Raw genomic sequence first — 23899 nt, forward strand, 5'->3', positions numbered from 1 at the left:
TTTTCTTAATCCTTTAAACAGTAAAAAAGAAGGATGTCACAAAAGTCTCAAGACTATTGTGACATCCTTTTTTACCCTGCCATTTTATTAATACTATCTTCTGGCGAAAATACCGAAATATGATTTACCTTACCAGTCAATTTTGGAATAATGAATTTTAACTCAAACTGATTGTTTACTTTATATACATATATTTTGTCCTCCCCATTTACTTTAACTAAAGCTGCTTTTCCTAATGCTTTCTCTATTTCTTGTAATGTAATTGATTTTAGCTCTGCATGATAGGAGCGTACATCAAAAACTTGTGAGCCTTTATTAAAACCGAAGCTAACATTTTTATTTGTAAAGGTAGCGTACATTCCATTACCTGCTTGCTCCGTTTTATCTGCTTTCCCCCAAGCTTTCTCTATGTCTTCAATATCTCCTGTATGTGCTGCGAACGGAACGTTAGGTACTTTTCCTTCTTTCGCTAGTTCGAACAAATCATTAACATGGTTAATTGATTTTTGATTTATTACTGTATCTTTCGTGCTTGAATCTGTCTTTGGTTTTATTGATCCTTCATTATTTGATTCTGCTTCAAGCTTCTTCTTGTCTTCAGAAGAATTATTCTGTTCGTTTTTACTATTTTCTGATGTTTGGTTTGTTTCCTTCTTTTCATCTGTCCCTTTACATGCTGCTAATGAAAATAGGCATGTAAAAGAGAGTAATAATATAACTACCTTTACATACACTTTCATACATTTCAGCCCCCTATCATAATCTTATTCATCTTGATAACCAATCCATTACACTACTTTTCAAATCGTGTTTGTTCCAAAAAGTAAATGCTTCACTCTCTCCTAATGCTTGCACAACATATTCTAAATAAGCTGTTCCTAAAAAATAACCAAGTCGGTTGTATCCAAAATATTGTCCGCCAGATAACCAGAACCACTCTTTCTCTTTTTCTAACGTCCATCCTTCTATATAATCTTCCAAAAAACGTTTCTTTATATGTTCTTCATTTTCTATATAGCATTGTAACCAATGTTCACCATCATCGTTATATGAGTAATACACTGATTCATTTAAACCTTTCATAATTTGTTTTGATAAATAGGTTGCAACACCCTCGCGATACAAACTAACTGTTGCGTCGGCCCACTCGGCTTTACTCCAATCTATCCCATCATTTTGTAACTTAACATTATGATAGATATGGCCTATTTCGTGAGCGACAATAACACGAAGATGATTTACATCTGGAGATAATTTTTCTGCTGCAAAAAATATGTCTCCAATGATTTCCCTTTCTACAAATGCATTAGAGCCAAATCCTCCAACAAATAAATGAAACTTCATATTTACATCAAAGTTATATTTATTATGATATTCATTCGTTATCTCTTGAATAATACTCGGTAATGTTTCTGCAATGATATGAATATCTTCTAGTTTCGCGGAATATTGTTTAATGGCACTTGAAAGACGTTCTTTCGTTTTAGGACAATGATACTTAAAGTATTCTTCAAATACCTCGGGATGCGAAATGAAATATTGATTAAGAACTTCTAATTCTACATCGTCACTTCCCCATAATTTTAAAAAACTTGGAATTGTATTATTTATCATTTTTCCCCATCTCCTTATATGTCCCTTCTCGTCATATACACCGCAATCCTTCCTAAAACGTAGAAAAAGCAACAAAGGAGGATGAGCCTTCCTTGTTGCTTTTTTTGTTCACTCAAACCATTTATCACCATCAGAAATCCATTTACTACTATGTAAATCGTAACATTCATCATAATCATGAAAACCAAAGTAAGATGGTAATTTAACATTCTTACCACCAGCTTTATTCCAGCAAGTCGCAAACCATTCTACTATAACTTTCGTTTCAATTTCAGATAACTTCACATCATTTTTTTCGTAAAAATCCCAAAATTCATCAGATTCTTCACTACTAAACGTAAAATATGTACTATCATCCATTACATTATAGCTACCAGAAAAAATTCCTTCTTCAGTTCCTTCATAAAAGACTTCATTCGCATCTCCATCCATTGAAAACATAACGATAGACAGTTCAAATGACTGAACAAAAGCAATAAAATCTAACAAATCTATTTCTTTATAATAATTCAGCTCTGTCGTTGCTTTTAACCTTTCAATCAAATCAGAGGATTTTGCATCTAATTCTTTTATTAAAGAATTTTTATAGTTCTCAATCGTAAACAAATACTTCACTTCCTATTCATCTTATTTATTTATTTATATATATATAAGATTATAGCAAAAGTTTTATATATTCGGCTTTAGAAAATAAAAAAGCTGTCCAAAAAGGACAGCTTTATATATGTATTTTTACACTTCGATTGACTTACCATCTTCAACAATATGATAAAGTAAATGAGCTAAATGATGAATTGGACCATACTCTTCCTCTTCTTCGTCTGTTTCACCTTGGAACTCAAGATCATTCAAGTATAGTGCTAAAAATTGATAGTAAAGTTTTAAATCAAATCCGTAGCACGCAGTTGGCTCTTCATGATCACCTTCATATTGTAACATTAAGTATTGATCGTTTCCTTCTGCATCTTCTGCATCAAAGAATACGAAGAAGCCAACGTTTGTATCTAAATCAAATAGATGACGAGTGCCTTTTTCTGTTGCTTTGTTGAAGTCCTCTTCACTTAATTTATGTACTGTTGTCGCTTTAGCATTATCTTCTTGATGGAAATTTACTGTAAATGTTTTCAATGCTGACACCTCCTGTTTGTATAATACTAGCATAACATATAAAAAGGACTGCTTACAAATGTAAACAGTCCTTACATTCATTTTCTCATTGCTCGTAATAAGAAGCTTACGATGAAAATTAAAATGATCGCACCGATTAAAGCTGGAATAATTGCATATCCGCCAATGACTGGACCAAAACTACCAAGTAATTTTGAACCAACCCAAGAACCGATAATACCAGCAATAATATTACCAATTACACCACCAGGTACGTCCTTTCCAGTAATTAAGCTCGCAAGCCATCCTAATATACCACCGACAATTAAAGACCAAATCATATGATAACCTCCTTTATATTTCACCAATCAAAATATAATAAGAAACAATTGCTTATCCTTAGTTATGTTACATTTTTCAGTAGTTATTCATACAAATCAACTATTAGATTATTTCAAAATAATGAACAGCCAGTTTTTCTACTCGAGGTTGATGTTATTCGTAATACACATATTAAGGACAGTCAGGCTTTAATATTGTCCGCATAAACTCTTCTTTAAATGCAGGATAGTTAAAACCCATTGCAATTTTTTGAATTGGTCTATTATCAAATGTTGTTGGCTCGGCTATTTTTCTAAAGTCTGCCACACTTTGTCCTCTAGTTACGTCATTTGTCGTACTAATCCAAACTGCTGACTTTTTATATTCAAAAATATTATCATTAATAAAAGAAATGAACGGAAGTAAATCATGAATCGGACTTCCAGCAATACCCGGGTATTCTTTTTTATAAAAATTCTCAAAATAAAAATCGATCATCGGTTTAATAAGTTTCGCCTGGCCTGTTCCTTCTTTATTAATAATATCCACCATTTCAGGAGTAATTAGTGCTTCTTGCGTTACATTTAGCGGATAAATAGTCGCATTCTTTGCATACTTCATTACAATATTTGCGGCAATTGGATCTCCATAAAAATTTGCTTCTGATACAGGAGTAACGTTACCAGGAAATAAAAAAGCACCGCCCATAATATAATACGAACATACCTTATCCATTACATTTGGATATAATAAAAATAACGTCGCCAATGTTGTTAATCGGCCTGTCGCTACAATAATAATATCTTCTGGACAAGGTTCAATTAATTTAATTAATTCACAAAAATTTTCCCGTTTACAAATCCTCATATCAGGTGGAATAATTGGACCTAGGCCATGTTCCCCATGAATTTCAGGGAAAAACAAAGGTTCTTCAGCAGTCATCGGCCTTGCTGCACCCTCAATGATTTTTACTTCTGTAGCATAGTATCTTTCTAAAAAATACACATTTTCCGTTACGATTTCTCGCGATACATTTCCATACTCAGCAACAATACCTATAATATCTAATTTACATGTTTTATTTGCATAAATTAAAGCTACCGCATCGTCAATACCAAAATCTCCAAAAAAGATGATTTTCTTATTAACTATCCTCACCCCTCTTCAGCATGATCTACTATTAATATTATGTAAAAAAGACAAGGCTGTGAAACAGTGCAAACTAAAAAAGCCGCCTATTTATTGGCGACTTCAATCTTTTTATAAGATAAATATGCTAATACATTTTTACTTGAATCGTATTTCGGATTATTTCCTTTTCTCGGTTCTCTCATATGAGTTTTTTCAAATCCAGGAATGTCCGGCATTTTCTCCATAAATTCAAGCATTTCTTCTTCAGTTCCTTCAATACGTACGCGAATCATTATTACTTTTCCTCAATTCTCATTTTCTCTGTACTAAGTATAACGTACTTTGAAAAGACTGCAAGAAATTTATCTTTTTAATGTCGCGCTTTTTTTACAGACAAACAGTGCCATTTCAATATAAAACGAATTTATTTTATTATTTTCAATTTGAATATGAAAGAATTCTTGCATTTCAACTGGTGTTTTCATCATACATTCTGTTAACTTCATACGTTTCTGCAACGGTACATTCATCATATCGCACCACCAGACAAATTCAAATTTTTTGTCAAAAGTAAGACACGACTGCATTTGCAAACCATTCTTTTCTAACAAGGCAATCCATTCTGTTTTTTTTAACGCACGTTCATGACTCGGGTCCCGCTTTTTTTCTATAAAATTATAAAATGTATCGTATTCATTATTTTCCGGTGAAACATTATCTATTAAAATAAGCAATCCATTATCTTCTAACGTACGATTTACTTCATAAATAAACTGAGCTGGATTCGTAAAATGATGTGCTGCAATTCGGCATGTTATCGTGTCAAATGAACGATCAGCAAACGGTAAACTTTCAGCGTTTCCAGCAACAAAAGATACATTTTCATGTCCATTGCTTATAATGAAATTTTTCGCATTCTCTAACATTTTTTCTGTTAAGTCTAAAGCAACTACTTCTTGAAACAATGGCGCTAATACATTTGCAACATGCCCACCGCCTGTAGCAATATCTAGAAGACGATTATTATGACGAGACTCAACTTGTTGAACTACATATTGTAAATCCGGTCCTTTAGCATGAATTTTACTTTTCACATACTTTTCCGCATTATTACCAAACCGCTGTTTCACAAGCTCTTCTTTACTCACATTATCATCTTCTTTCTATTGTTATTTACACGATTCTGATAACTAATACATTCTATTTCATATTTTCAATTCCTCTTTTCGACAGATTATATGTTGCTTTGAAAAAACAAAAAAACTGTAAGAATATGTCTTACAGTTTTTTAGCTTTCTATATAGTTTCTTTTTCCTTTTCTTCATTTCCTGAAGATAGGCTACCAATAGCATCTGCCGTTACTTCCACCACAAACTCACAAATACCCGCTACAACTTCTCCAATTACTTCATCCATCTTTTTACCCCCTTATTTTATGTAACTTATTTGTATTATAGAAGGATTTACTTATTTCGAACTATCGGAAAACGTGACAACAACATTACAGTTTTGTAAGCTTTTTCAATTTGTTTAGCTTCTATCCTTTGAAACTCGAAGTATGAGTAACAAGCATATAGGTCATCATAATAGTATGTAAATTCAATTATGCTAAAGGGGGCGTGTAAAATATACTACGTAAAATTAATTAAAGGTCAATCTTTTTATGCTTTTGATCATCGTTTCTTTATGTCTGAAGAAGAAGAAGTTTCCGAGAAAGTCTATAACTACTTAAGTCGTAATGAATTTTTTGAAGTACGTAAAGAAGAATATTCTGCTTAAAACATAAAAAACATCAAAAAATTATCTACTTGTGATAATTTCTTGATGTTTTTATTTTATTTACCCTTACATTCAATGAACATTTAATCTTAAGTTTTTTACATTTTGACTTACTTGTTTTATCAATTAACACATCAAATTTTTTACAAATCAAAAAGATTGAAATCCACTCATGAAACACGTAATATAGACTCTGACTCTAAAAAAGTTCGTTACTAATAATACATAAAATAAGGAGGTTTTATATACGAGTTTTTCATTTTAAAAGACGGAGAGGTTTTATATTATGTGGCGCAATAAAAATGTTTGGATTGTTTTAATTGGGGAGTTTATTGCTGGTCTCGGGTTATGGCTTGGTATTCTTGGTAACCTTGAATTTATGCAAAAATATGTCCCTTCTGATTTCATGAAATCTGTAATATTATTTATCGGATTATTAGCAGGTGTTCTAGTCGGTCCCATGGCTGGACGCGTCATTGATCAGTATGAAAAGAAAAAAGTTCTTCTTTACGCTGGATTCGGTCGCGTTATTAGTGTTATTTTTATGTTTTTCGCTATCCAATTTGAAAGCATCGCCTTTATGATTGCATTTATGGTTGCTCTTCAAATTTCAGCTGCATTTTACTTCCCTGCATTACAATCTGTAATTCCACTTATCGTACGTGAGCATGAGTTATTACAGATGAACGGTGTACATATGAATGTAGGTACAATCGCTCGTATTGCAGGTACTTCACTAGGTGGAATTCTTTTAGTTGTAATGAGTTTACAGTATATGTATGCCTTCTCAATGGTAGCGTACGCTTTATTATTCCTCTCAACTTTCTTCCTACAATTCGAAGATAAGAAATCAACAACACCAAGTAAACAAGCTGCAAAAGATAATAGCTTTATGGAAGTCTTTCGTATATTAAAAGGAATTCCTATTGCTTTTACAGCACTTATATTAAGTATTATCCCTCTATTATTTATAGCTGGATTTAATTTAATGGTAATTAACATAAGTGAAATGCAACATGATCCAACGATTAAAGGATTTATATATACCATTGAAGGTGTCGCATTTATGTTAGGGGCCTTCGTTATTAAACGTTTATCTGACCATTTCAAACCTGAAAAATTATTATATTTCTTCGCAGTTTGTACCGCTTTTGCACACCTATCATTGTTCTTTAGCGATATAAAATGGATGTCCCTTACATCATTTGGTTTGTTTGGTTTTAGTGTCGGATGCTTCTTCCCTATTATGTCAACAATTTTCCAAACGAAAGTGGAAAAAAGCTATCACGGCCGTCTCTTCTCTTTCCGTAATATGTTTGAGAGAGTTATGTTCCAAATCGTATTACTCGGTACTGGTTTCTTCTTAGATACAATTGGTTTACAGTACATGGTTCTAATCTTCGGAGTTATTTCATTACTAATTATTTTCATATCACTATCAAAACAGAAACAGTATGAAAAACAACCTTCGCAATCTGCGAATTTATAACATAACAAAGAAGCATGGATTATGAATCCATGCTTCTTTGTTATATAAAATCTTATTTATTACGTTTACTGAAATGATTTAAAGGTGTACCCCATTTTGCTTTCGAATATAATATATAAATAAAGTATATAGGAGGTGCAAAATGTCTGATGGCATCCAGTTAATTATAATCCTTTTCGTTGTATTCGTTATGTTTAGCATCATAAACTTTTTAGCAATTTCCCTATCTCAACATAGCATTAAAAGGAGAGTTGTAGCAGCATTCATATTTTTACTGCTAACGCCTATTATTTTTTTGACAACTACGACACTCACTTCTATATTCGAAAAAGCTGATTTTGGAGCAATTAACCTAACCTCCACTATTATAAACGTTTATATTTTAAACGGTATTGTCATTCTTCTTTCCGCTTCATTTATCCTCAAAAAACAAAATATAAGATAGCACACTAGGCATGAATCTGAATTACATTAGATTCATGCCTTTTTATTTTAAAAACCTCACCCAAATTTTTATATGAAATTAAATAATTCTTTATAAAAATTTAAACTTTATTTATTACAATATCCCTATCGTATTCGCTCGTTGATTAAAAATGAAAAGAAAGGAGTACAAAATGAAAAAGGTTCTATTAATTCTTCCAATATTCATCGTTCTACTTAGTGGATGCAGCAATAATGATATATACGGTTCTTGGGAAGTCATTGACAACCAAAATGGTCTTTGTCCGGCATCTTATAAATTTGAAACAGTTGTAAAAGAAGAAAAGAAAGAAAAAATTGTTCAAAACTTAGTAGAAATGCAAACAACGAAGAAAAAAGAAGATTTATACAAAGGTTCATTTGTCAAAAATTCTAATGTATATCACATTGATTATGGTAACTCGTTTACATCGGATCAAACTTTACAAGTTGTCGATGGCAAATTAAATGTATACTTTTATGCAGTAGAAAAATTATGTACATATAAAAAGATATGATTACACTTCATTTAAAACGCAGAAAATATTTTCTGCGTTTTATGTGTTCCGCCTTATTTTCCTCCCTCTAAATTTGTCAATCGTTTTAATTTTCATAAAAAAATGATAAAATGTAACCATGTGTTTTCAGAATAATTAAAAACGTAGATAGAAAGCACTGTTTTTAGGAGGGGTTTTGATGACTTACACGTTAGCAACTAGAATGAAAGCATTCCAATCTTCTATATTTAGTGAATTAGGGGCTTATAAAAAAGAAAAAATCGCAGCAGGTCACAAAATGATTGATTTAAGTATCGGGAATCCTGATATGCCACCTGCTGACTTCGTAAGAGAAGAAATGGTACATACAGCAAATGAAAAAGAAAGCTACGGATACACATTAAGCGGTATTCAAGAATTTCATGAAGCAGTAACTGAATATTACAACAACACTCATAACGTTAAATTAAATGCCGATAAAGAAGTTTTATTATTAATGGGTTCACAAGATGGACTCGTTCATTTACCTATGGTTTATGCAAATCCAGGAGATATTATATTAGTTCCTGATCCAGGATATACAGCTTATGAAACTGGAATTCAAATGGCTGGTGCAACATCATATTACATGCCTTTAAAGAAAGAAAATGAATTCTTACCTAACTTAGCAGCTATCCCCGAAGATATTGCTAATCAAGCGAAGATGATGATTTTAAACTTCCCAGGAAATCCAGTTCCAGCAATGGCTCATGAAGGTTTCTTTAAAGAGGTAATCGCATTCGCGAAAAAGCATAATATTATCGTTGTCCATGATTTTGCTTATGCTGAATTTTATTTTGATGGCAATAAACCAATTAGCTTCCTCTCTGTACCTGGTGCTAAAGAAGTTGGCGTAGAAATAAACTCTTTGTCAAAAAGTTATAGTTTAGCAGGTAGCCGTATTGGTTATATGATTGGTAATGAAGAAATTGTTGGAGCGCTTACACAATTTAAATCTAATACAGATTACGGAGTGTTTTTACCAATTCAAAAAGCAGCATCAGCTGCACTAAGAAATGGCGCTTCGTTCTGTGAGAAAAATCGCGGTATTTATCAAGAACGTAGAGACACTTTAGTTGATGGATTCCGCACATTTGGCTGGAATGTCGATAAGCCAGCTGGTAGTATGTTCGTCTGGGCCGAAATTCCGAAAGGCTGGACTTCTATAGATTTCGCTTATGCGTTAATGGATCGTGCGAATGTCGTTGTTACACCAGGTCATGCATTTGGACCTCATGGAGAAGGCTTTGTACGTATTGCACTCGTTCAAGATAAAGAAGTGTTACAACAAGTTGTTGAGAACATTAGAAATAGTGGTATTTTTTCTCTTGAAAAAGTACATGAATTAGTTAAAAATTAATGGTGACTCCCCTGCTTAACTGTAGCAGGGGTATTATTCATTGGAGGTACTTTCATATGCATATTAAAGACACACTCCCCCATCGTTTTCCATTTTTAATGATTGATAAAGTAACAAATGTAAAACATGGTGAGTCCGTTACGGGATATAAACTCATTTCAAATAACGAGTGGTTTATAAATGATAATCAAAAACATATGCCTCATATGTTAATTGTAGAAGCACTTGCTCAGCTTAATGCATTTGTACATACAAGTAAATCTGAAGGTTTAGGCTTTCTCTCTTCATTAGATGGGGTTGAATTCCACGGAAAAGCATATCCCGGTGATAAACTTGATTTACATTATGAGCTAACTCGTAATCGCCGAGGTTTTATTCTCGGTACAGGTACTGCAACTGTAAACGATCAACCGATTGTAACGATAGAAAAGCTATTAATATATAAAACAGAATAGAGATGATGTAATTCTACAGGAATCTATCTCCTACAAAATCGTTTCACGAACATGAACAGAGTAAATAAATTACTTGGTTAGGGGCAGGAAAATGGAAAGTACTATCGGTATTGATGCTGGAGGAACATTAACGAAAATTGCTTATTTGAACGAACGAAAGCAATTAGCTTTTGAAAAATTTTATTCCAATGAACAAAATAAAATAATAGATTGGCTTAAGAAAAACACTCGTATAAAACAAATATATATTACAGGTGGTAAAGCAAAACAATTACAGCAACTACTTTCACACTCATATAAAATTGTAGAACTAAACGAATTTGAAGCTACTCTTGTAGGTGTACGATACATATTAAAAGTAGAGAAATATAATGTAAACAACTTTATTTTAACAAATATCGGTACAGGTACTTCCATTCATTACGTTTATAATGACAAATATGTTCGCGCTGGTGGAACTGGTGTTGGCGGAGGTACTATTATGGGGCTTTCAAAATTATTAACAAATATAAATCATTTTGAAGATGTGATTCCTTTAACAAAAGTAGGATCTAGAAAAGAACTAGATATTACGGTTGGAGATATTTACGGTGGCATTCCCTCACCTATCGATAATAGCTTAACTGCTAGCAATTTTGGTAAAGCCGCTATTTCAGAATCAAAATATAAAAGCTCAGATATACTTGCTACTGTACAAGGACTCGTCGGTGAAGTCGTTACTGCATTAAGCCTTCAATTCGCCGAAACAAAAAACATTGACCATATTATTTACATTGGTTCGACTCTATGTAATAACGTACACCTTCAAAATATTATTAGTAACTACACAAAATATCAAAATAAAACACCAATCTTTTTACAAGATGGTGGTAATAGCGGTGCGATTGGTGCTTTACTTCATGTTACGGATAAAAAAAGCTGACTTTTGTCAGCTTTTTTGCAACGGTACTTCAAACTCAATTATCGATTCTCCTTTCTCTCCAATTCTCTCTACACTAATTCTATCAACTACACATTGTAACTTTTCAGGGAAACTATGAATTTCCTTAGCTACTTCAGCAGCTAACTCGGCACTTTCTTTTCTCCCGACTGTTACATGCGGTATGTATGGAATATCTTCTTTTAAAAATTTTATTAAAGGTCCTGTATAAAGCATATCATGTAGTGCTTCTATTTGTTTTTTCCCCTTTTCAACTCGTAAAAACAAATATTCCCCTTCATCTGTAATTTGATTCGCAAATTTAATTTCTATCTCTTGTATCCCTTTTGATAATTTTAAAATATGTAACTTCAGCTCATCATTTGAAATCGAGCTTTCAAATGGGAATATAACTGTAATATGCGGTGGGATTAAACCGAATAAAGGATCATGTTTTTTCCTAATGTCCTCTATTTCATTAATAGACATTTCGTTTAGAAAAAGTAAAATTGTACGCATTTTTATACCCCCTACTTTCTCTTTTTATATTCATCATATTGTATGGTAGCTTGCACTTCAACAAATGATTTCAATTACATATAAAAAGAAAAAACTTCTCAAAAGAAAAGTTTTTTCTTATATAACATGATTATTATTTTCCCGCCAAACTTTCCTAAATTTTATATAACAAGCAATTCTCCACGGAATGATATACGATACTGCAACAACATAAAATAATAAACCAATCATTTGTTTATCTAAATCTACAATATATTGCCTTGAACCATACCTTAAAATAACCAGTAGAATGAAAGTAATTAAAAAAGCTACACTTTTTTTCGTATAAATATTCCCATCATCTCTTCTTTCATAATTTGTTAAAACTATAAGTGGTGCGGCGAGAAGAATTCCAATCGATACTGCTATAACTACTTGTAATATAGCTGGATGTACGGGACCAAAAAACCATAAAACACCCGGTGTTAAAAATAATAATGGCCACAAAATACGTACCCCCGTTCCCTTTATAGGTTTATACATAGATCGATAACGACGCCAAAATATTAGTAGTGCAATGCCTAAAAATACAGTAATGAGTGAAGATGTGTCTCCCATTTGCTATCCTTCTCTCTATAGTAATCTAAAACTATTTTAAATCGTTTTTTCGAATGATACTTTTCGAATAAATATACTACTAGTTATGATATAAAGCACAGTTAATCCAATTGAAATAACAGTAAAATATGGAATATCTACTGAGGATACATCACTCGTAAATAATAAACTGGTTACTCCCGCCTCTCCATAAAGCACACTATTTGTTGATAAGAAAAGCGTTCCACCAATCATAAGACCAATCCACTTAAATCGTTGCTTTAAAACTACTACCACTTGAAAGAAACATGCTGTTGTAATATAAAATAAAAATTGCAAAATAAACTGTTGTATCGATTGCTCCCCAAAATTAACATTTACTACGTTATATTTTAAATCTTGTAGAAGCATAACTTGAAGCAATGAAAATAATGCAGATTGAAGTACAATGTAACAAATTGCTCCAATAAAATATTGTATTCTCGTAACACCGAATGAAATAGCTAAACGAAATAGCTCATCTTGTATGATGAAAACACTCCCTACTATAAATAACATAATTGCTATTGAAGGGTTATTTATAATTTCAGGTAAATAACCAATGTTTGTTCCCTTTAAATGAGCAGCATTTAAAGCCCCTTTTATTAATAAAGCTACAATCCAAAATATTAAAATTGCTTTATAATGAAAATTTATATGTAACTTCAATTGCTTCATTAACATCGTCATTTCACTTCACCACCAGTTATGTGAATAAATAGTTTTTGTAATGTAATTCTATCAATTGCTAAACCTTCTTTTTTAAGAGAGGAATAATCTTCATTAGAAAGTTCTTCCCATATAACAGTAATGCCTTTATTTCCATAGACTTCTCGATTTATTACTTTTTTATTGATTGCAAACTTATCTACTTTATCTTTTTTTCCTGAAATAATATGAGCTTGTTGTAATAAATCTTCCACTGATGATTGAACAACTAGTTTTCCTTCTTTTATAATGATTACTTCTTCAATCACATGGGTTACTTCTTCTACTAAATGTGTTGATAATATAATTGTTCGTGGATACTCACCGTAATCTTCTAGTAGTAAACTATAAAACAACTCACGATGTGCTGCGTCTAAACCAGTAGTTGGTTCATCAAAAATGGTAATTGGCGCCCTACTCGCTAGTCCTTGAATAATTCCTACAACAGTTTGCATGCCGTGTGATAGTTTATGGTATTTTGCTGTCATATTAAGTTGAAATTTATCGGCAAGTTCTTCTGCATACTTTCCATCCCAGTTTTTATAAAACATACTGCACATCTTAAAAATTTCTTTTACTTTATAACTGAAATGCGCTTCTTCTTTCACTCTCACAAAACAAATATTTTGCATCGCTTTACTATTTTCAAAAACATTTTCACCAAATATTGATACGCTACCACTACTTGAAGTAATTTGACCAGCAAGCAAATTTAATAGTGTCGTTTTTCCTGCACCGTTTCTACCGAGCAAGCCATATATTTTATGCTCTTCCAATGAAGTCGTTACTTCATTTACTGCTACTTTCTTTTTATATTTTTTCGTTACACCTTTCGTTTCAAGTACAATCATCCCTCTTTCCCCTCCTTCGTAATTTTTTGAATCATATCCATCAATTCATCTTTGGATATTTCTAATACTTTTGCTTCTTCCCATACTTTAGGTAAATATTCTGTCATAAAAGTATTTTGTCTTTTTTTAAGTACGACTTCTTTCGCTCCCTTTGCAACAAACATCCCGATCCCCCTCTTTTTATATAGAATCCCTTCATCCACTAATACATTTACCCCTTTAGCTGCAGTAGCTGGATTTATTTGTAACATCTTCGCAAATTGATTTGTTGATGGTACTTGTTCTTCTTCAAGTAATATATCTTTTAAAATATCAGATTCAATCGTTTCTGCAATTTGCAAGTATATTAATTTATTTTGCTCCAGAGTAGGTTTCACAATTTCACCACCTTAGGTTCATAGGTTCATTACTTATGTAACTAACCATATCACATAAAAACATTTATTTCCATAAATTTCTTTTACAAAAAAAGAGAGTCATTCGTTTAAGAATGGCTCTCTTTCTAAAATATTGAAGTATCAACTCTTGTTCTCAAATTCTTTTCATTTTATTTCAACTGCTGCACTGGATATTTAGTAAATAAAGCTTTCCGAAACTCTTTATCATGTATAAGCATTGTAATTTTTTCATTATTATCGTTAAGGAACTTTACTACTTTCTTTTTATCCCATATATCATTTTCTTTTGGAAAATCATCAAATTTTTCATACAGTATTGATAGTATTTCTTCTCTTTTTATCTTGAAATTTTTATTTTCTACTTGAAACTCGTAACTTTTCGCATTTGGTACTAAAATCGCTAGATAAATAACGTTAAAAAGAAAATTCTTTTCCATCGTATCCTTACCATCAAACCAATACGTCTCAAGCATATCTTCTGTCAAAGTTCCATTTACTTTTACACCATAGTTTACCTTTATACTTTCATTCTCCAAACTAATACTTTGAAATGTTTCACCACCGGGTAAATGATTAACAATTGCAACTACATCTGAGTTATTACCAACGTATGTCCCAGCATATTTCTTAAAGTCATCAGGTTCAACATCAGATATTTCTTTTATTCTTTCTCCGCTAGAACACGCAGTAATAAATAAAAAAATTGTTAGCATAACAACTACATTACGATGCATATATTTCATTTAGCATCCCCCACTTTTATTGATATTTCGTTAATTACAATACATCTTCTCAAAACCCTTTAAAATATACGCATTTTAATCAAAATTAAAAATTTTCAATTTTCCTGTTTACAATTATCCATTAATTGTATATAATTACTAACGTAAGAAAAATATTCTAAAAGGAGGTCGAAGGAAATGATGAAATTACAATTACATGCTTTAACTTTAGCGTTAACTGCACCTTTGTTTTTCGGACAATTAAATATGAATTCGACCAACCTAATGGAGAATTGAAAATCGTACATTATTTCGATTAATTCATAAATTCGCCACAGGAGGTCGTATACTTTCCTGTGGCTTTTTCACGCCCTGCCATAGGAGAACTATATCTTCCTGTGGCTTTTTTGTGCGATTTTTTAGCCTCTTACATCATTTTTTTAAGAAAGGAGCAACATTCGATGACTATTAGCGTATTGTTTTTAAGTATTACGATTCAAAGAAATAAAATTTCTAAAGCTGAAATGTTTCATAATGAGCAAATTGAAAAAGCTATGAATGATGTTAAGGAGCGCCAAGCACTTTATTGTGATCACATGTAATTCCTTTTCGAAAGGAGGAATTCATTTATGACTTTTCATATTTTCTTTTTTACGACTGTACTTCAGAAGAACACTTTAACTGAGGCTGAAATCATTCGTAAGCAACAAATAAAACAACTGACTGATAAAATGACTGACATTAAAAGTTCATATTATACGCATATGTATTAAAAATATATTTTTAAGGAGAAATACCTTCATGAAATTTAAAGCATTCTTTTTAACTATCACCATTCAAAAACGTAAGCTTTCACAGAAAGAAATTTCACATGAGCAACACATTCAATCTATTATGGACGAAGTGAAAGAGCGCCAAGCTTCTTATTGCAACCGTCTTTTCTAAATAACTTTTGAAGGAGCAATTCCCTAATGAAATTTAAAGCATTCTTTTTAACTATCACCATTCAAAAACGTAAGCTTTCTCAAAACCAAATTTTACGTGAGCAACACATTCAATCTATTATGGACGAAGTGAAAGAGCGTCAAGCTTCTTATTACAGCCGTCTGTTCTAAATAACTTTTAAAGGGGCAATACACTTATGAAATTTAAAGTATTCTTTTTAACAATTACGATACAAAAAACTAAGTTCTCCGACAGTGAGATATTACATGATCATCAAATTAATAAAGCTATGGAAGATGTAAAAGAACGTCAAAGTCATTACTGTAGCCATCTATAATTCCTTTCGAAAGGAGGAATATATCATGAAGTTTCACCTTTTCTTTTTAACAATTACAATCCAGAAAAAAAACTATACTGATGCTGAATTAAAACAAGAACAACAATATAAACAAGTTATAGACGAAATTCGAGATCGTAGAAGCAAATACTACTCTCACCTATAATTCTTTAAAAATATAAAACTTGAAAGGAGTCGATTATGATGTTGATTGCACGCTCTAGGGAAATGATTTGGATAGTTCAGAGGGATTCCACATAGTTTTATCGATACTACATCACACAAGTTTCTCGTTATATTTGATATGTAATAAATATATAATAAAATCTTATTAATACACCTTTTAATATTGATTAACAAAAAAAGATACACCACTTGAAAAATGGTGTATCTTTCTCAACATATACTATTTTCGATTACTTCGTTTCGTCTTAAACAGTCTCACTAAGTTTGATACAACTGTTTTCGTTACTGCATAAACTGGCACTGCCAAAATCATTCCGATTATTCCCGCAAAGTTACCTACCCCTAAAATTAAAATAATAATTGTTAACGGGTGGATATTTAATTTTGAACTCATAATACGCGGTGAAATGATGTTACTTTCAAACTGTTGTACAATTGTTACGATAATAATTACGTACAACGCTTGCATCGGAGATACGAACAGACCTACAATAACTGCTGGTGCTGCACCGATAAATGGACCTAAGTTAGGAATGATATTTGTAAATGCTGCTATAATTCCTAAAACGAAAGCGTACGGTAAATCGATAATTAAATAACCGATAAAAGTAAACGCACCTACAAATATACAAACGAGCGCTTGCCCTTGAATATATGCAGATAATGTTTCATTCGTTTCCTTAATGATACGAAGTCCTTCTTCACGGTAAGACTCAGGTAATAAACTAACTGCTTTCCCTGGGAATGCATGTCCATCTTTAAACATATAAAATAAAATGAACGGTACTGTGAAGATCACTAATGCAACGTTCGTGATAATACCAAATAAAGCCGTTGCACTCGACGTAATCGTGTTTGGTATATCCTTTAAGTATTCAATCGCATTTTTTTCAATTGTTTCAATGGAAACATAGTTTTGTGTAGATAGCCATTCAAACAATCTATGATGGGATAAATCTTGTATGTATAGTTTTCCCTCTTTAATATAACCTGGCATATTTTTTACCAAATCCATTAGCTGTTGTGAGATTGTTGGAACAACTACCCCAACTCCAACCGCAGTTAATGTTATGATAAAAAGATATAACAGTAAAATCGCTAAATTTCTTGGTACTTTTTTATTCTCCAAAAAGACTAACAATGGGTTAAATATGAAGTATAAAAATAACGCGATTAAGATTGGGAAAAACAAAGTTGATATGAAGATACCAATCGGTTGAAATAAAAACGATATTTTTGTGCAAATAAATATGATCGCTACAACCATTAGCACTTCTAATGTCCAAAAGTGCACTTTCGATTTCAAAAAAACGTCCTCCTTTAAACTAGCACTTCACTTCATTGTACCAAAATAAGTAACAATTTCACATAATATTTTCCTGTACAATATTCCAAAATGCCAATAAATACACTACAATGAGATTACATACAAATTTGCAGGTAAAGGTGATAAAAATGACACAATGCATCATTTGCAGAAAAGATACGAAAGAACTTAGTGAACAATATGTCATCCCAGAAATATTATGTGGATATTATTTCACAAACTCAATTTGTGATACTTGTCATGAACAAATGACAACAAATATTGATCGTCCCTTAATTCGGCATAAATTAAGTCAATATAAGATTGAGCAAATGAAAAAACAAATTGACTCTCCCCTGTATACGAATGAGCATGGTGAGGAACTTGCGGCAGCTGAGACTGATGTTGTTGAAGTAAGTGATGAAATACTTTATTCGAATGCATTAATTATGAAACTATGTAAAAAGCACGATATTTCACTACATAACGAAATTTGGAAAGAAGAACGTGTAACGAAGGTAGCTAGCTCTATTCAACGTGAATTACTTTTAGATAACCGTAAATACAAAATGAGTGTATTAAAAATGGCGTATACTTTCGCTGTACAATCTGTTGATGGCTATTTTGAAGATCCAGATGCGATTGATATCTCTAACATTCTATCAAACGCCGATTTCATGGAATTAAAAGAAAAGAGCATCGTGCGCGATTTAAGCAAAAGTTCTTTATGGAATACATTAAATACAAATAGTGAAAACCATTACTTTATTTTATTAAGTGATAAAGATGGGCTGTTCTGTTTCATTCGTCTATTTGATATCTTTGATGTTGTCGTTCATTTATCAGAAAAGAGATATGAACTTCCATCACCAATTGTCGGTGTAAATAATGTAAGTAAGCAGGAATTTTATGTCCAAACTTTAAAACAGTATATGGATGGGCTATTTAAAGAAAAAAACCCTTCTATTTAATCAAAATCAGAACATACGGTCTCCTTTCTTGATAAAAAGACACTGTGTTATAATAAGTATGAAAAGAACAATACAATCACATAAACTAATTATTAATTGTATATAAATAAAAAAGACTAGTGTGCGGCTACACACTAGTCCACGTAACTTAGCAGATTGGATTGTTCATTTATCCTATTTGTTTCTTACAAACAAAACAACCCACGTTCTATTGGCATAGGTGGGTTGTTATTTTTTGAGCTTGTCTATTAAAACGACGACGAACGTTAACAATGCAACGAGAAACAGTCCACCCTGCAGTAGTAACGCTATTTCACTCACGTATTATCACCCCCCTCCTACTTGGAGAAGTGATAATTGAACAACCAACCGTACCTTAAGTTACTATTTAATTTTACCATATTTTCTAATAGTTTACGATGAAAACCCGCAAGTGAAATACTTGCGGGTTTTTTTATCTCGTATTAACTGGCAGTAAACAAAATAAAACAAAACATAGGTGAAACTTTAATCCTCACTATTTTTTTAATGCATATGCATCAGCAATCATTTCACCAACAATTTTATTTTCTTGTTTCTTCTCGTCTTTCAATAAAGGAAATAACAGTTCTGCCACTTCATATGCCTCTTCTAAATGAGGGTATCCTGATAATACAAACGTATCAATTCCTAACGCTTCATATTCTTTTATTCTATTTGCTACTGTATGCGGATCACCTACAAGGGCAGTACCTGCACCACCTCTTACAAGTCCAATGCCAGCCCATAAGTTAGGACTTATTTCTAACGACTCTCGTGTACCTTTACTTAAATATGTCATCCTTTTTTGACCGACTGAATCATATCTTGCAAATGTTTTTTGAGCAAGCTCAATTGTTTCATTATCAACATATTGAATTAACTTCTCAGCCTCTTCCCATGCTTCTTCTTCTGTTTCTCTTACAATTACGTGTAATCTTATACCAAATCGTACGTTACGCCCTTTCTCTTTCGCAAGTTTTTTTACTTCTTCTATTTTCTCTTTCACTTGCTCTGGTGGTTCGCCCCACGTTAAATATACATCACTATGTTCAGCTGCTACTTCTTTACCTGCAGCAGACGATCCGCCAAAATAAATTGGTGGATACGGTGTTTGTACTGGTGGGAACACAACTTTACTATCTGTAACTTTAATATGTTTTCCTTCTAGAGAAATACTTTCACCTTGCAGCGTAGCTTTCCAAACTTTTAAAAATTCATCCGCTGCTTCATATCTTTCATCATGTTCAAGATACAATCCATCTCCTTGCAACTCAACAGGATCTCCTCCTGCTACTACATTAATAAGTAACCTCCCATCTGAAATCCTATCAAATGTCGATGCCATCCTTGCTGCAACTGTCGGTGACATTAGTCCTGGTCTAACTGCTACTAAAAATTTTAATTTCTCTGTTTCAGCGGCAAGTGCCGATGCTAATACCCAAGGATCTTCACAACCTTGACCAGTTGGAAGTAACACACCCGTATACCCTAAATAATCAGCTGCCTGTGCAACTTGTTTATAATAACCATATTCAGCTGCTCTTCCTCTTTTTGTCGTTCCTAAATATCGACCATATCCATAAGCTGGAATAAACCATAACAATTCCATACTATTACACACACCCCTTAATTGTTTTGAAAAATCTACTAAAACACTCTATATAAATTACCCCTAATAATTTATATGTTAATTCCCTGTCTCGCCTTTAAAATTATCTCTCCATCTTAAAAACTTCACTTCAAGTAAACGTACGAGTGAATCAGAAAACTTTCCAACGAATGCAAAGATAATAATACCGACAAATACAATGTCTGTATTTGAAAATTGCCTTGCATCCATAATCATATAGCCAATACCTTCTGTAGATCCCATAAGTTCTGCTACTACTAAACTCACCCATGCAACACCTAAGGATAACCTTGCTCCTAGTAAAAGGTTAGGCAATGCAGCTGGTAAAATTAGTTTCGAAATTAATTTTCTTTTTCCAAACTCTAACACTCTCGCAACATCAAATAATTTTGAATCTACACCTCGTATTCCTAAAAACGCGTTTACGTATAAAGGAAAAAACGCACCGTCCGCAATTAATAATACTTTTGATGTTTCTCCAAAACCGAACCATAATACGAAAAGCGGTGCCACAGCTAAATGAGGTACAGTTCTTAACATTTGTACAGACGGATCTAAATATTGCTCACTTCTCGTTGAAAATCCAACAATCGTTCCTAAAATAATTCCTAAACTCCCGCCGATGAAGAAACCAGCCGCAGCCCTGAATACACTAATACTTAAATGGCTGAATAACTCTCCTGTTTTAATAAGCTCTTGGAAAGCTAGAAAAATATCTACTGGTGTTGGTAAAACTGTTTTAGAAACAAGACCGAATACGCCAGCCAACTGCCAAATTATTAATATAATAACTGGTATAGTAATCGCCCTTACTAAAACTTTTACATTTAACTTTCGCACCTTCTTGACGCTATTTTTCTCAATCGTTATACTCGCTGGTTTAATAACAACTTTCGTATTTTCCACTTTACAAAACCTCTTTTCACTTCGCTTTCAATGCTTTTTCTACGAAAGAATTATCTACAACTTTTTCCGTCTTAATTTCTTTCTTTATAGAACCGAGTTTATATTGAAAGTCCGCTGTCTTTTGCTGTTCCTCTATTATTTCTTTCGTTACTGGAACTAAAATTGGTTTGTCATGATTAAACACTTCTTTTACAATGTCGGCATCTATTTTCTTCGCAGAAGTATATATTTTTATTGCTTCATCTAAGTTTGACTCTTGCCATACACGTGCTTTTTCATAAACTTTAAGAAACTTCTCAACTAATTCTGGATGTTCTTTCGCAAACTTTGTTCTCGCAATTAAAAATTCCGGAGAAGAAACATTTAATGTTTCACCATCTGCAATAACCTTAGCTCCTTTATTTAACGTATGTAGTGAAATGAATGGATCCCAAATGGCCCAGGCATCTACTGATCCTGATTCAAATGCGGGCTGCGCTTCATCTGGTTGCAATTGAATGACATTTACATCTTTTGCATTGATACCTTCTTTTTCTAATGCTCGATACAATAAATTAAATGCGCTACTTCCTTTTGCTACTGCGATTTTTTTACCTTTTAAATCTTTTACACTCGTAATCTTACTATCTTTTTGTACAAGAATTCCTGTTCCTTTCCTCGCATAACTTGTATTAGCAATTTCGGTAAATTCAATACCAGCTGCTTGCGCTGAAATAACTGGGGAGTTTCCAACTTCACCAAAGTCTAATCTATTTGATGCGATTGCTTCAAAATAGGGAGGTCCGCTTTGAAACTCTGTCCATTTCACTTTAACTCCTTCTTTTTTTAACTCCTCTTCAAACCATCCTTTTTTCTGTGCTAGTAATAGCGGGCTTAACCCTTGCTGTATACCAATTTGAATTGTTACATCTTCTTTCTTGCTACTCGCTGTGTTTTTTTCACACCCTAATAAAAATATAGATATAGCTAATGCAAAAGAAAGAACTTTACCTTTTTTATACATATATAATCCACCCTTTTCCTATATACTCGTTTGAATCAGTCCCCCGTGTTCAAACTGTTGTAATACTTTCGTACGAATTTCTTGGAATAATACTGAAGTTTTACTACGGGGATAAGGTAAATTATTTTCAATCACTTTATGTATTTTTCCAGGCTTTGCACTCATGATAATAATTCGGTTTGAAAGATATATCGCTTCGTCTATATCATGAGTAACAAATATCATTGTCGTTTTCTTCTGTTCCCAAATATTTAAAAGCACTTCTTGCAAATGACTTCTAGTAAAAGCATCAAGTGCCCCGAATGGTTCATCAAGTAGTAATACATTCGGATTTCTTAATAAAGCTCTCGCAATCGCAACACGTTGCGACATACCTCCTGAAATTTCTTTCGGATAAGATTTTTCAAAACCGTCTAATCTAACGATTTCAACCCATTCCTTTACCTTATCTTTTACATACTTATCTTTTAACGACAAATCTGCAGCGATATTTTCTTCAACTGTTAACCACGGAAACAAGCGATGTTCTTGAAAAATAAAACCTTGTTTCTTACTCGGTTTTACGATTTTCTCTCCATCAATAATAACTTCACCTTCAAATTCGTTATCTAATCCCGCAACAATTTTCAAAAGCGTACTTTTCCCACAGCCACTCGGTCCGATTACAGTGACAAAATCGCCTCTCTCTAATTGGAAATTAATATCTTCTAGCACTTGAACCGTACCAGTTTGTTTCGAAAAATATTTTGATACTCCATCGATTGAAACAGTCACTATTTCTCCTCCTTGAAATGATTCATCTAAGTGAACAGATTCAGTATTTATATAATAAAAAAACCAAAGGCATTTCATTTTGTAATGAAATGCCTTTGGTTTCTCCAATCAGCTATTATAGAATTAACTACATATTATACAAATATTTCCGATAATTCAACTAGGTTTTAATGAACGATATCTATTTTTTATAAATTGTAGCAGTTTCTATAATGATTTTTGGAAGTGACGTTTGAATTGTATGTAACACTGTATGCAGAGCTTTTTCTACATATCCATCTTCAAAGTGTTCTAACGGCTCAGGTAATTCATCCTCATCCAAAATAAAAAATTCTCCACTTGGAAGTACCATAATATCAAGGATTAAATCTTCAAAGGATACCACTTCATCCGTTATACAAGTATTCTTTACAATATTAAAATAAGAACCTAAATAACTCCCATCCTGATTTCTCCAAATGTATAAATTATATGGACGATTTCCCCAGTAATATGCAACTGTATAACTTCCTTTCGGGATCGTTAACTTCGTATCATTCGCTTCCATTGTAAAAGAGTACTGTACTTCATGATACAAAACAATTTTATCTGGCTGCGCTTCTATTAATAAACAAGCATGATTTACAGTTGTAGCATCATAGCGAATTTTCCTTTCAATAATTTCAATTCCTGAAGTACGTAAGCAACTCATTTTTAAAAATCTCCTTTAGTTGTAATTCTTTCATTATAACCCTTTTTCCACTAAGAAGCCGTTCAGTGAATTCGTTTCTTGTTTTAAAAAAATAATATTAGCATAATGACATTTTCTTGCCCGCAAAAAAGCCCCCTCTAAGT

General features: G+C 32.5%; 35 protein-coding genes. 14 read left to right on the top strand and 21 right to left on the bottom strand.

Annotated elements, in window-relative coordinates; genetic code table 11:
• Nucleotides 1-71 precede the first annotated feature (71 nt).
• From AC3WTI_RS05230 to AC3WTI_RS05265, 8 genes are all read right to left on the bottom strand, one after another.
• A complete protein-coding gene (locus AC3WTI_RS05230) occupies nucleotides 72-740 on the bottom strand; it encodes a YjgB family protein (protein WP_087956045.1) in 669 nt (222 codons plus the stop codon).
• A 28-nt stretch (nucleotides 741-768) separates the two neighbouring features.
• Nucleotides 769-1614: an aminopeptidase gene (locus AC3WTI_RS05235; RefSeq protein ID WP_087956044.1), complete on the bottom strand. Its 846-nt coding sequence runs from the start codon at nucleotides 1612-1614 to the stop codon at nucleotides 769-771.
• 108 nt (nucleotides 1615-1722) lie between these two features.
• A complete protein-coding gene (locus AC3WTI_RS05240) occupies nucleotides 1723-2220 on the bottom strand; it encodes a hypothetical protein (RefSeq protein ID WP_087956043.1) in 498 nt (165 codons plus the stop codon).
• Between the two features lie 126 nt (nucleotides 2221-2346).
• Nucleotides 2347-2742, bottom strand: coding sequence for a hypothetical protein (locus tag AC3WTI_RS05245; RefSeq protein ID WP_000847587.1), 396 nt, complete (start codon nucleotides 2740-2742; stop codon nucleotides 2347-2349).
• A 77-nt stretch (nucleotides 2743-2819) separates the two neighbouring features.
• The gene (locus AC3WTI_RS05250; RefSeq protein ID WP_000638306.1) at nucleotides 2820-3062 is read right to left on the bottom strand and encodes a GlsB/YeaQ/YmgE family stress response membrane protein; all 243 of its coding nucleotides are present in this window, start codon (nucleotides 3060-3062) and stop codon (nucleotides 2820-2822) included.
• Between the two features lie 172 nt (nucleotides 3063-3234).
• On the bottom strand, nucleotides 3235-4200 hold the full coding sequence (locus AC3WTI_RS05255; protein WP_087956042.1) for a nucleoside hydrolase: 966 nt from the start codon (nucleotides 4198-4200) through the stop codon (nucleotides 3235-3237).
• 77 nt (nucleotides 4201-4277) lie between these two features.
• The gene (locus AC3WTI_RS05260; RefSeq protein ID WP_000621879.1) at nucleotides 4278-4466 is read right to left on the bottom strand and encodes a DUF3970 family protein; all 189 of its coding nucleotides are present in this window, start codon (nucleotides 4464-4466) and stop codon (nucleotides 4278-4280) included.
• Between the two features lie 69 nt (nucleotides 4467-4535).
• Nucleotides 4536-5321 (bottom strand): class I SAM-dependent methyltransferase, encoded by a 786-nt coding sequence (locus tag AC3WTI_RS05265; protein ID WP_087956041.1) that lies wholly within the window; start codon nucleotides 5319-5321, stop codon nucleotides 4536-4538.
• Nucleotides 5322-5799: 478 nt separating this feature from the next.
• On the opposite strand from AC3WTI_RS05265, the gene AC3WTI_RS05270 reads away from it, so the two are divergent.
• The 7 genes from AC3WTI_RS05270 (at nucleotide 5800) to coaW (ending at nucleotide 11176) form a co-directional block, all read left to right on the top strand.
• Nucleotides 5800-5952, top strand: coding sequence for a YqbF domain-containing protein (locus AC3WTI_RS05270; protein WP_087956261.1), 153 nt, complete (start codon nucleotides 5800-5802; stop codon nucleotides 5950-5952).
• Nucleotides 5953-6238: 286 nt separating this feature from the next.
• Nucleotides 6239-7441, top strand: coding sequence for an MFS transporter (locus tag AC3WTI_RS05275; protein WP_087956040.1), 1203 nt, complete (start codon nucleotides 6239-6241; stop codon nucleotides 7439-7441).
• A gap of 142 nt (nucleotides 7442-7583) precedes the next feature.
• Nucleotides 7584-7886: a hypothetical protein gene (locus AC3WTI_RS05280; protein ID WP_087956039.1), complete on the top strand. Its 303-nt coding sequence runs from the start codon at nucleotides 7584-7586 to the stop codon at nucleotides 7884-7886.
• Nucleotides 7887-8058: 172 nt separating this feature from the next.
• Entirely contained in the window at nucleotides 8059-8421 is a 363-nt protein-coding gene (locus AC3WTI_RS05285; RefSeq protein ID WP_087956038.1) for a hypothetical protein, read from the top strand.
• Nucleotides 8422-8599: 178 nt separating this feature from the next.
• Nucleotides 8600-9799 (top strand): LL-diaminopimelate aminotransferase, encoded by a 1200-nt coding sequence (locus AC3WTI_RS05290; protein ID WP_142286473.1) that lies wholly within the window; start codon nucleotides 8600-8602, stop codon nucleotides 9797-9799.
• Between the two features lie 56 nt (nucleotides 9800-9855).
• Nucleotides 9856-10254, top strand: a complete 399-nt coding sequence (locus tag AC3WTI_RS05295; RefSeq protein ID WP_087956036.1) for a 3-hydroxyacyl-ACP dehydratase FabZ family protein — start codon at nucleotides 9856-9858, stop codon at nucleotides 10252-10254.
• A gap of 91 nt (nucleotides 10255-10345) precedes the next feature.
• On the top strand, nucleotides 10346-11176 hold the full coding sequence (coaW, locus tag AC3WTI_RS05300; protein ID WP_087956035.1) for a type II pantothenate kinase: 831 nt from the start codon (nucleotides 10346-10348) through the stop codon (nucleotides 11174-11176).
• Nucleotides 11177-11182: 6 nt separating this feature from the next.
• Here coaW and AC3WTI_RS05305 read toward each other — a convergent pair whose 3' ends face one another.
• From AC3WTI_RS05305 to AC3WTI_RS05330, 6 genes are all read right to left on the bottom strand, one after another.
• Complete coding sequence (locus AC3WTI_RS05305; protein ID WP_087956034.1) at nucleotides 11183-11692, bottom strand: 2'-5' RNA ligase family protein; 510 nt, start codon at nucleotides 11690-11692, stop codon at nucleotides 11183-11185.
• A gap of 117 nt (nucleotides 11693-11809) precedes the next feature.
• Nucleotides 11810-12289 (bottom strand): CcdC family protein, encoded by a 480-nt coding sequence (locus AC3WTI_RS05310; protein WP_087956033.1) that lies wholly within the window; start codon nucleotides 12287-12289, stop codon nucleotides 11810-11812.
• Between the two features lie 36 nt (nucleotides 12290-12325).
• Nucleotides 12326-12997, bottom strand: coding sequence for a DUF4052 family protein (locus AC3WTI_RS05315; protein ID WP_087956032.1), 672 nt, complete (start codon nucleotides 12995-12997; stop codon nucleotides 12326-12328).
• Nucleotides 12994-13866 (bottom strand): ABC transporter ATP-binding protein, encoded by an 873-nt coding sequence (locus AC3WTI_RS05320; RefSeq protein ID WP_087956031.1) that lies wholly within the window; start codon nucleotides 13864-13866, stop codon nucleotides 12994-12996. Before AC3WTI_RS05320 ends, AC3WTI_RS05315 begins: the two co-directional genes overlap by 4 nt.
• A complete protein-coding gene (locus AC3WTI_RS05325; protein ID WP_000805194.1) occupies nucleotides 13863-14243 on the bottom strand; it encodes a GntR family transcriptional regulator in 381 nt (126 codons plus the stop codon). Before AC3WTI_RS05325 ends, AC3WTI_RS05320 begins: the two co-directional genes overlap by 4 nt.
• A 170-nt stretch (nucleotides 14244-14413) precedes the next feature.
• Nucleotides 14414-15007, bottom strand: a complete 594-nt coding sequence (locus AC3WTI_RS05330) for a DUF4825 domain-containing protein (RefSeq protein WP_087956029.1) — start codon at nucleotides 15005-15007, stop codon at nucleotides 14414-14416.
• A 440-nt stretch (nucleotides 15008-15447) separates the two neighbouring features.
• Between AC3WTI_RS05330 and AC3WTI_RS05335 the strand changes: the two genes are divergently transcribed.
• Genes AC3WTI_RS05335 through AC3WTI_RS05360 form a run of 6 tightly spaced genes read left to right on the top strand, consistent with a single transcriptional unit; the run spans nucleotide 15448 to nucleotide 16434 of the window.
• Nucleotides 15448-15588: a YrzI family small protein gene (locus AC3WTI_RS05335; protein ID WP_087956024.1), complete on the top strand. Its 141-nt coding sequence runs from the start codon at nucleotides 15448-15450 to the stop codon at nucleotides 15586-15588.
• Between the two features lie 27 nt (nucleotides 15589-15615).
• Nucleotides 15616-15759 (top strand): YrzI family small protein, encoded by a 144-nt coding sequence (locus AC3WTI_RS05340; protein WP_000142733.1) that lies wholly within the window; start codon nucleotides 15616-15618, stop codon nucleotides 15757-15759.
• Between the two features lie 28 nt (nucleotides 15760-15787).
• Nucleotides 15788-15931, top strand: coding sequence for a YrzI family small protein (locus tag AC3WTI_RS05345; RefSeq protein WP_087956023.1), 144 nt, complete (start codon nucleotides 15788-15790; stop codon nucleotides 15929-15931).
• 26 nt (nucleotides 15932-15957) lie between these two features.
• Nucleotides 15958-16101, top strand: a complete 144-nt coding sequence (locus AC3WTI_RS05350) for a YrzI family small protein (protein WP_087956020.1) — start codon at nucleotides 15958-15960, stop codon at nucleotides 16099-16101.
• Nucleotides 16102-16127: 26 nt separating this feature from the next.
• Entirely contained in the window at nucleotides 16128-16268 is a 141-nt protein-coding gene (locus AC3WTI_RS05355) for a YrzI family small protein (protein ID WP_000669812.1), read from the top strand.
• A 25-nt stretch (nucleotides 16269-16293) separates the two neighbouring features.
• A complete protein-coding gene (locus AC3WTI_RS05360; protein WP_048525997.1) occupies nucleotides 16294-16434 on the top strand; it encodes a YrzI family small protein in 141 nt (46 codons plus the stop codon).
• A 240-nt stretch (nucleotides 16435-16674) separates the two neighbouring features.
• On the opposite strand, the gene AC3WTI_RS05365 is transcribed toward AC3WTI_RS05360, so the two are convergent.
• On the bottom strand, nucleotides 16675-17760 hold the full coding sequence (locus AC3WTI_RS05365; protein ID WP_000837880.1) for an AI-2E family transporter: 1086 nt from the start codon (nucleotides 17758-17760) through the stop codon (nucleotides 16675-16677).
• Between the two features lie 149 nt (nucleotides 17761-17909).
• Here AC3WTI_RS05365 and AC3WTI_RS05370 point away from each other — a divergent pair, with 149 nt between their 5' ends.
• The gene (locus tag AC3WTI_RS05370) at nucleotides 17910-18731 is read left to right on the top strand and encodes an HNH endonuclease (RefSeq protein ID WP_097841141.1); all 822 of its coding nucleotides are present in this window, start codon (nucleotides 17910-17912) and stop codon (nucleotides 18729-18731) included.
• A gap of 228 nt (nucleotides 18732-18959) precedes the next feature.
• Here the strand turns inward: AC3WTI_RS05370 and AC3WTI_RS05375 are convergent, their stop codons facing one another.
• From AC3WTI_RS05375 to AC3WTI_RS05400, 6 genes are all read right to left on the bottom strand, one after another.
• The gene (locus tag AC3WTI_RS05375) at nucleotides 18960-19052 is read right to left on the bottom strand and encodes a putative holin-like toxin (protein WP_001289320.1); all 93 of its coding nucleotides are present in this window, start codon (nucleotides 19050-19052) and stop codon (nucleotides 18960-18962) included.
• Between the two features lie 196 nt (nucleotides 19053-19248).
• The gene (gene ssuD, locus AC3WTI_RS05380; RefSeq protein WP_492304343.1) at nucleotides 19249-20361 is read right to left on the bottom strand and encodes an FMNH2-dependent alkanesulfonate monooxygenase; all 1113 of its coding nucleotides are present in this window, start codon (nucleotides 20359-20361) and stop codon (nucleotides 19249-19251) included.
• Nucleotides 20362-20439: 78 nt separating this feature from the next.
• The gene (locus AC3WTI_RS05385) at nucleotides 20440-21288 is read right to left on the bottom strand and encodes an ABC transporter permease (protein ID WP_087956015.1); all 849 of its coding nucleotides are present in this window, start codon (nucleotides 21286-21288) and stop codon (nucleotides 20440-20442) included.
• 16 nt (nucleotides 21289-21304) lie between these two features.
• The gene (locus tag AC3WTI_RS05390) at nucleotides 21305-22291 is read right to left on the bottom strand and encodes an aliphatic sulfonate ABC transporter substrate-binding protein (RefSeq protein ID WP_087956013.1); all 987 of its coding nucleotides are present in this window, start codon (nucleotides 22289-22291) and stop codon (nucleotides 21305-21307) included.
• An 18-nt stretch (nucleotides 22292-22309) separates the two neighbouring features.
• Complete coding sequence (locus AC3WTI_RS05395) at nucleotides 22310-23065, bottom strand: ABC transporter ATP-binding protein (protein ID WP_087956012.1); 756 nt, start codon at nucleotides 23063-23065, stop codon at nucleotides 22310-22312.
• Between the two features lie 181 nt (nucleotides 23066-23246).
• On the bottom strand, nucleotides 23247-23756 hold the full coding sequence (locus tag AC3WTI_RS05400; RefSeq protein WP_087956010.1) for a ribonuclease FAU-1 family protein: 510 nt from the start codon (nucleotides 23754-23756) through the stop codon (nucleotides 23247-23249).
• Nucleotides 23757-23899: the final 143 nt, after the last annotated feature.

It is taken from the genome of Bacillus sp. EB106-02-03-XG38 (genome assembly GCF_058792175.1).

What these genes read in the sequence shown, in the direction of transcription:
- AC3WTI_RS05260 (WP_000621879.1), bottom strand. Translation starts at nt 4,466, where the DNA reads ATGATTCGCGTACGTATTGAAGGAACTGAAGAAGAAATGCTTGAATTT.
- AC3WTI_RS05340 (WP_000142733.1), top strand. Translation starts at nt 15,616, where the DNA reads ATGACTTTTCATATTTTCTTTTTTACGACTGTACTTCAGAAGAACACT.
- AC3WTI_RS05275 (WP_087956040.1), top strand. Translation starts at nt 6,239, where the DNA reads ATGTGGCGCAATAAAAATGTTTGGATTGTTTTAATTGGGGAGTTTATT.
- AC3WTI_RS05360 (WP_048525997.1), top strand. Translation starts at nt 16,294, where the DNA reads ATGAAGTTTCACCTTTTCTTTTTAACAATTACAATCCAGAAAAAAAAC.
- AC3WTI_RS05230 (WP_087956045.1), bottom strand. Translation starts at nt 740, where the DNA reads ATGAAAGTGTATGTAAAGGTAGTTATATTATTACTCTCTTTTACATGC.
- AC3WTI_RS05355 (WP_000669812.1), top strand. Translation starts at nt 16,128, where the DNA reads ATGAAATTTAAAGTATTCTTTTTAACAATTACGATACAAAAAACTAAG.
- AC3WTI_RS05335 (WP_087956024.1), top strand. Translation starts at nt 15,448, where the DNA reads ATGACTATTAGCGTATTGTTTTTAAGTATTACGATTCAAAGAAATAAA.
- AC3WTI_RS05370 (WP_097841141.1), top strand. Translation starts at nt 17,910, where the DNA reads ATGACACAATGCATCATTTGCAGAAAAGATACGAAAGAACTTAGTGAA.
- AC3WTI_RS05235 (WP_087956044.1), bottom strand. Translation starts at nt 1,614, where the DNA reads ATGATAAATAATACAATTCCAAGTTTTTTAAAATTATGGGGAAGTGAC.
- AC3WTI_RS05305 (WP_087956034.1), bottom strand. Translation starts at nt 11,692, where the DNA reads ATGCGTACAATTTTACTTTTTCTAAACGAAATGTCTATTAATGAAATA.
- AC3WTI_RS05290 (WP_142286473.1), top strand. Translation starts at nt 8,600, where the DNA reads ATGACTTACACGTTAGCAACTAGAATGAAAGCATTCCAATCTTCTATA.
- ssuD (WP_492304343.1), bottom strand. Translation starts at nt 20,361, where the DNA reads ATGGAATTGTTATGGTTTATTCCAGCTTATGGATATGGTCGATATTTA.
- AC3WTI_RS05295 (WP_087956036.1), top strand. Translation starts at nt 9,856, where the DNA reads ATGCATATTAAAGACACACTCCCCCATCGTTTTCCATTTTTAATGATT.
- AC3WTI_RS05350 (WP_087956020.1), top strand. Translation starts at nt 15,958, where the DNA reads ATGAAATTTAAAGCATTCTTTTTAACTATCACCATTCAAAAACGTAAG.
- AC3WTI_RS05320 (WP_087956031.1), bottom strand. Translation starts at nt 13,866, where the DNA reads ATGATTGTACTTGAAACGAAAGGTGTAACGAAAAAATATAAAAAGAAA.
- AC3WTI_RS05280 (WP_087956039.1), top strand. Translation starts at nt 7,584, where the DNA reads ATGTCTGATGGCATCCAGTTAATTATAATCCTTTTCGTTGTATTCGTT.
- AC3WTI_RS05390 (WP_087956013.1), bottom strand. Translation starts at nt 22,291, where the DNA reads ATGTATAAAAAAGGTAAAGTTCTTTCTTTTGCATTAGCTATATCTATA.
- coaW (WP_087956035.1), top strand. Translation starts at nt 10,346, where the DNA reads ATGGAAAGTACTATCGGTATTGATGCTGGAGGAACATTAACGAAAATT.
- AC3WTI_RS05315 (WP_087956032.1), bottom strand. Translation starts at nt 12,997, where the DNA reads ATGACGATGTTAATGAAGCAATTGAAGTTACATATAAATTTTCATTAT.
- AC3WTI_RS05285 (WP_087956038.1), top strand. Translation starts at nt 8,059, where the DNA reads ATGAAAAAGGTTCTATTAATTCTTCCAATATTCATCGTTCTACTTAGT.
- AC3WTI_RS05400 (WP_087956010.1), bottom strand. Translation starts at nt 23,756, where the DNA reads ATGAGTTGCTTACGTACTTCAGGAATTGAAATTATTGAAAGGAAAATT.
- AC3WTI_RS05330 (WP_087956029.1), bottom strand. Translation starts at nt 15,007, where the DNA reads ATGAAATATATGCATCGTAATGTAGTTGTTATGCTAACAATTTTTTTA.
- AC3WTI_RS05310 (WP_087956033.1), bottom strand. Translation starts at nt 12,289, where the DNA reads ATGGGAGACACATCTTCACTCATTACTGTATTTTTAGGCATTGCACTA.
- AC3WTI_RS05345 (WP_087956023.1), top strand. Translation starts at nt 15,788, where the DNA reads ATGAAATTTAAAGCATTCTTTTTAACTATCACCATTCAAAAACGTAAG.
- AC3WTI_RS05250 (WP_000638306.1), bottom strand. Translation starts at nt 3,062, where the DNA reads ATGATTTGGTCTTTAATTGTCGGTGGTATATTAGGATGGCTTGCGAGC.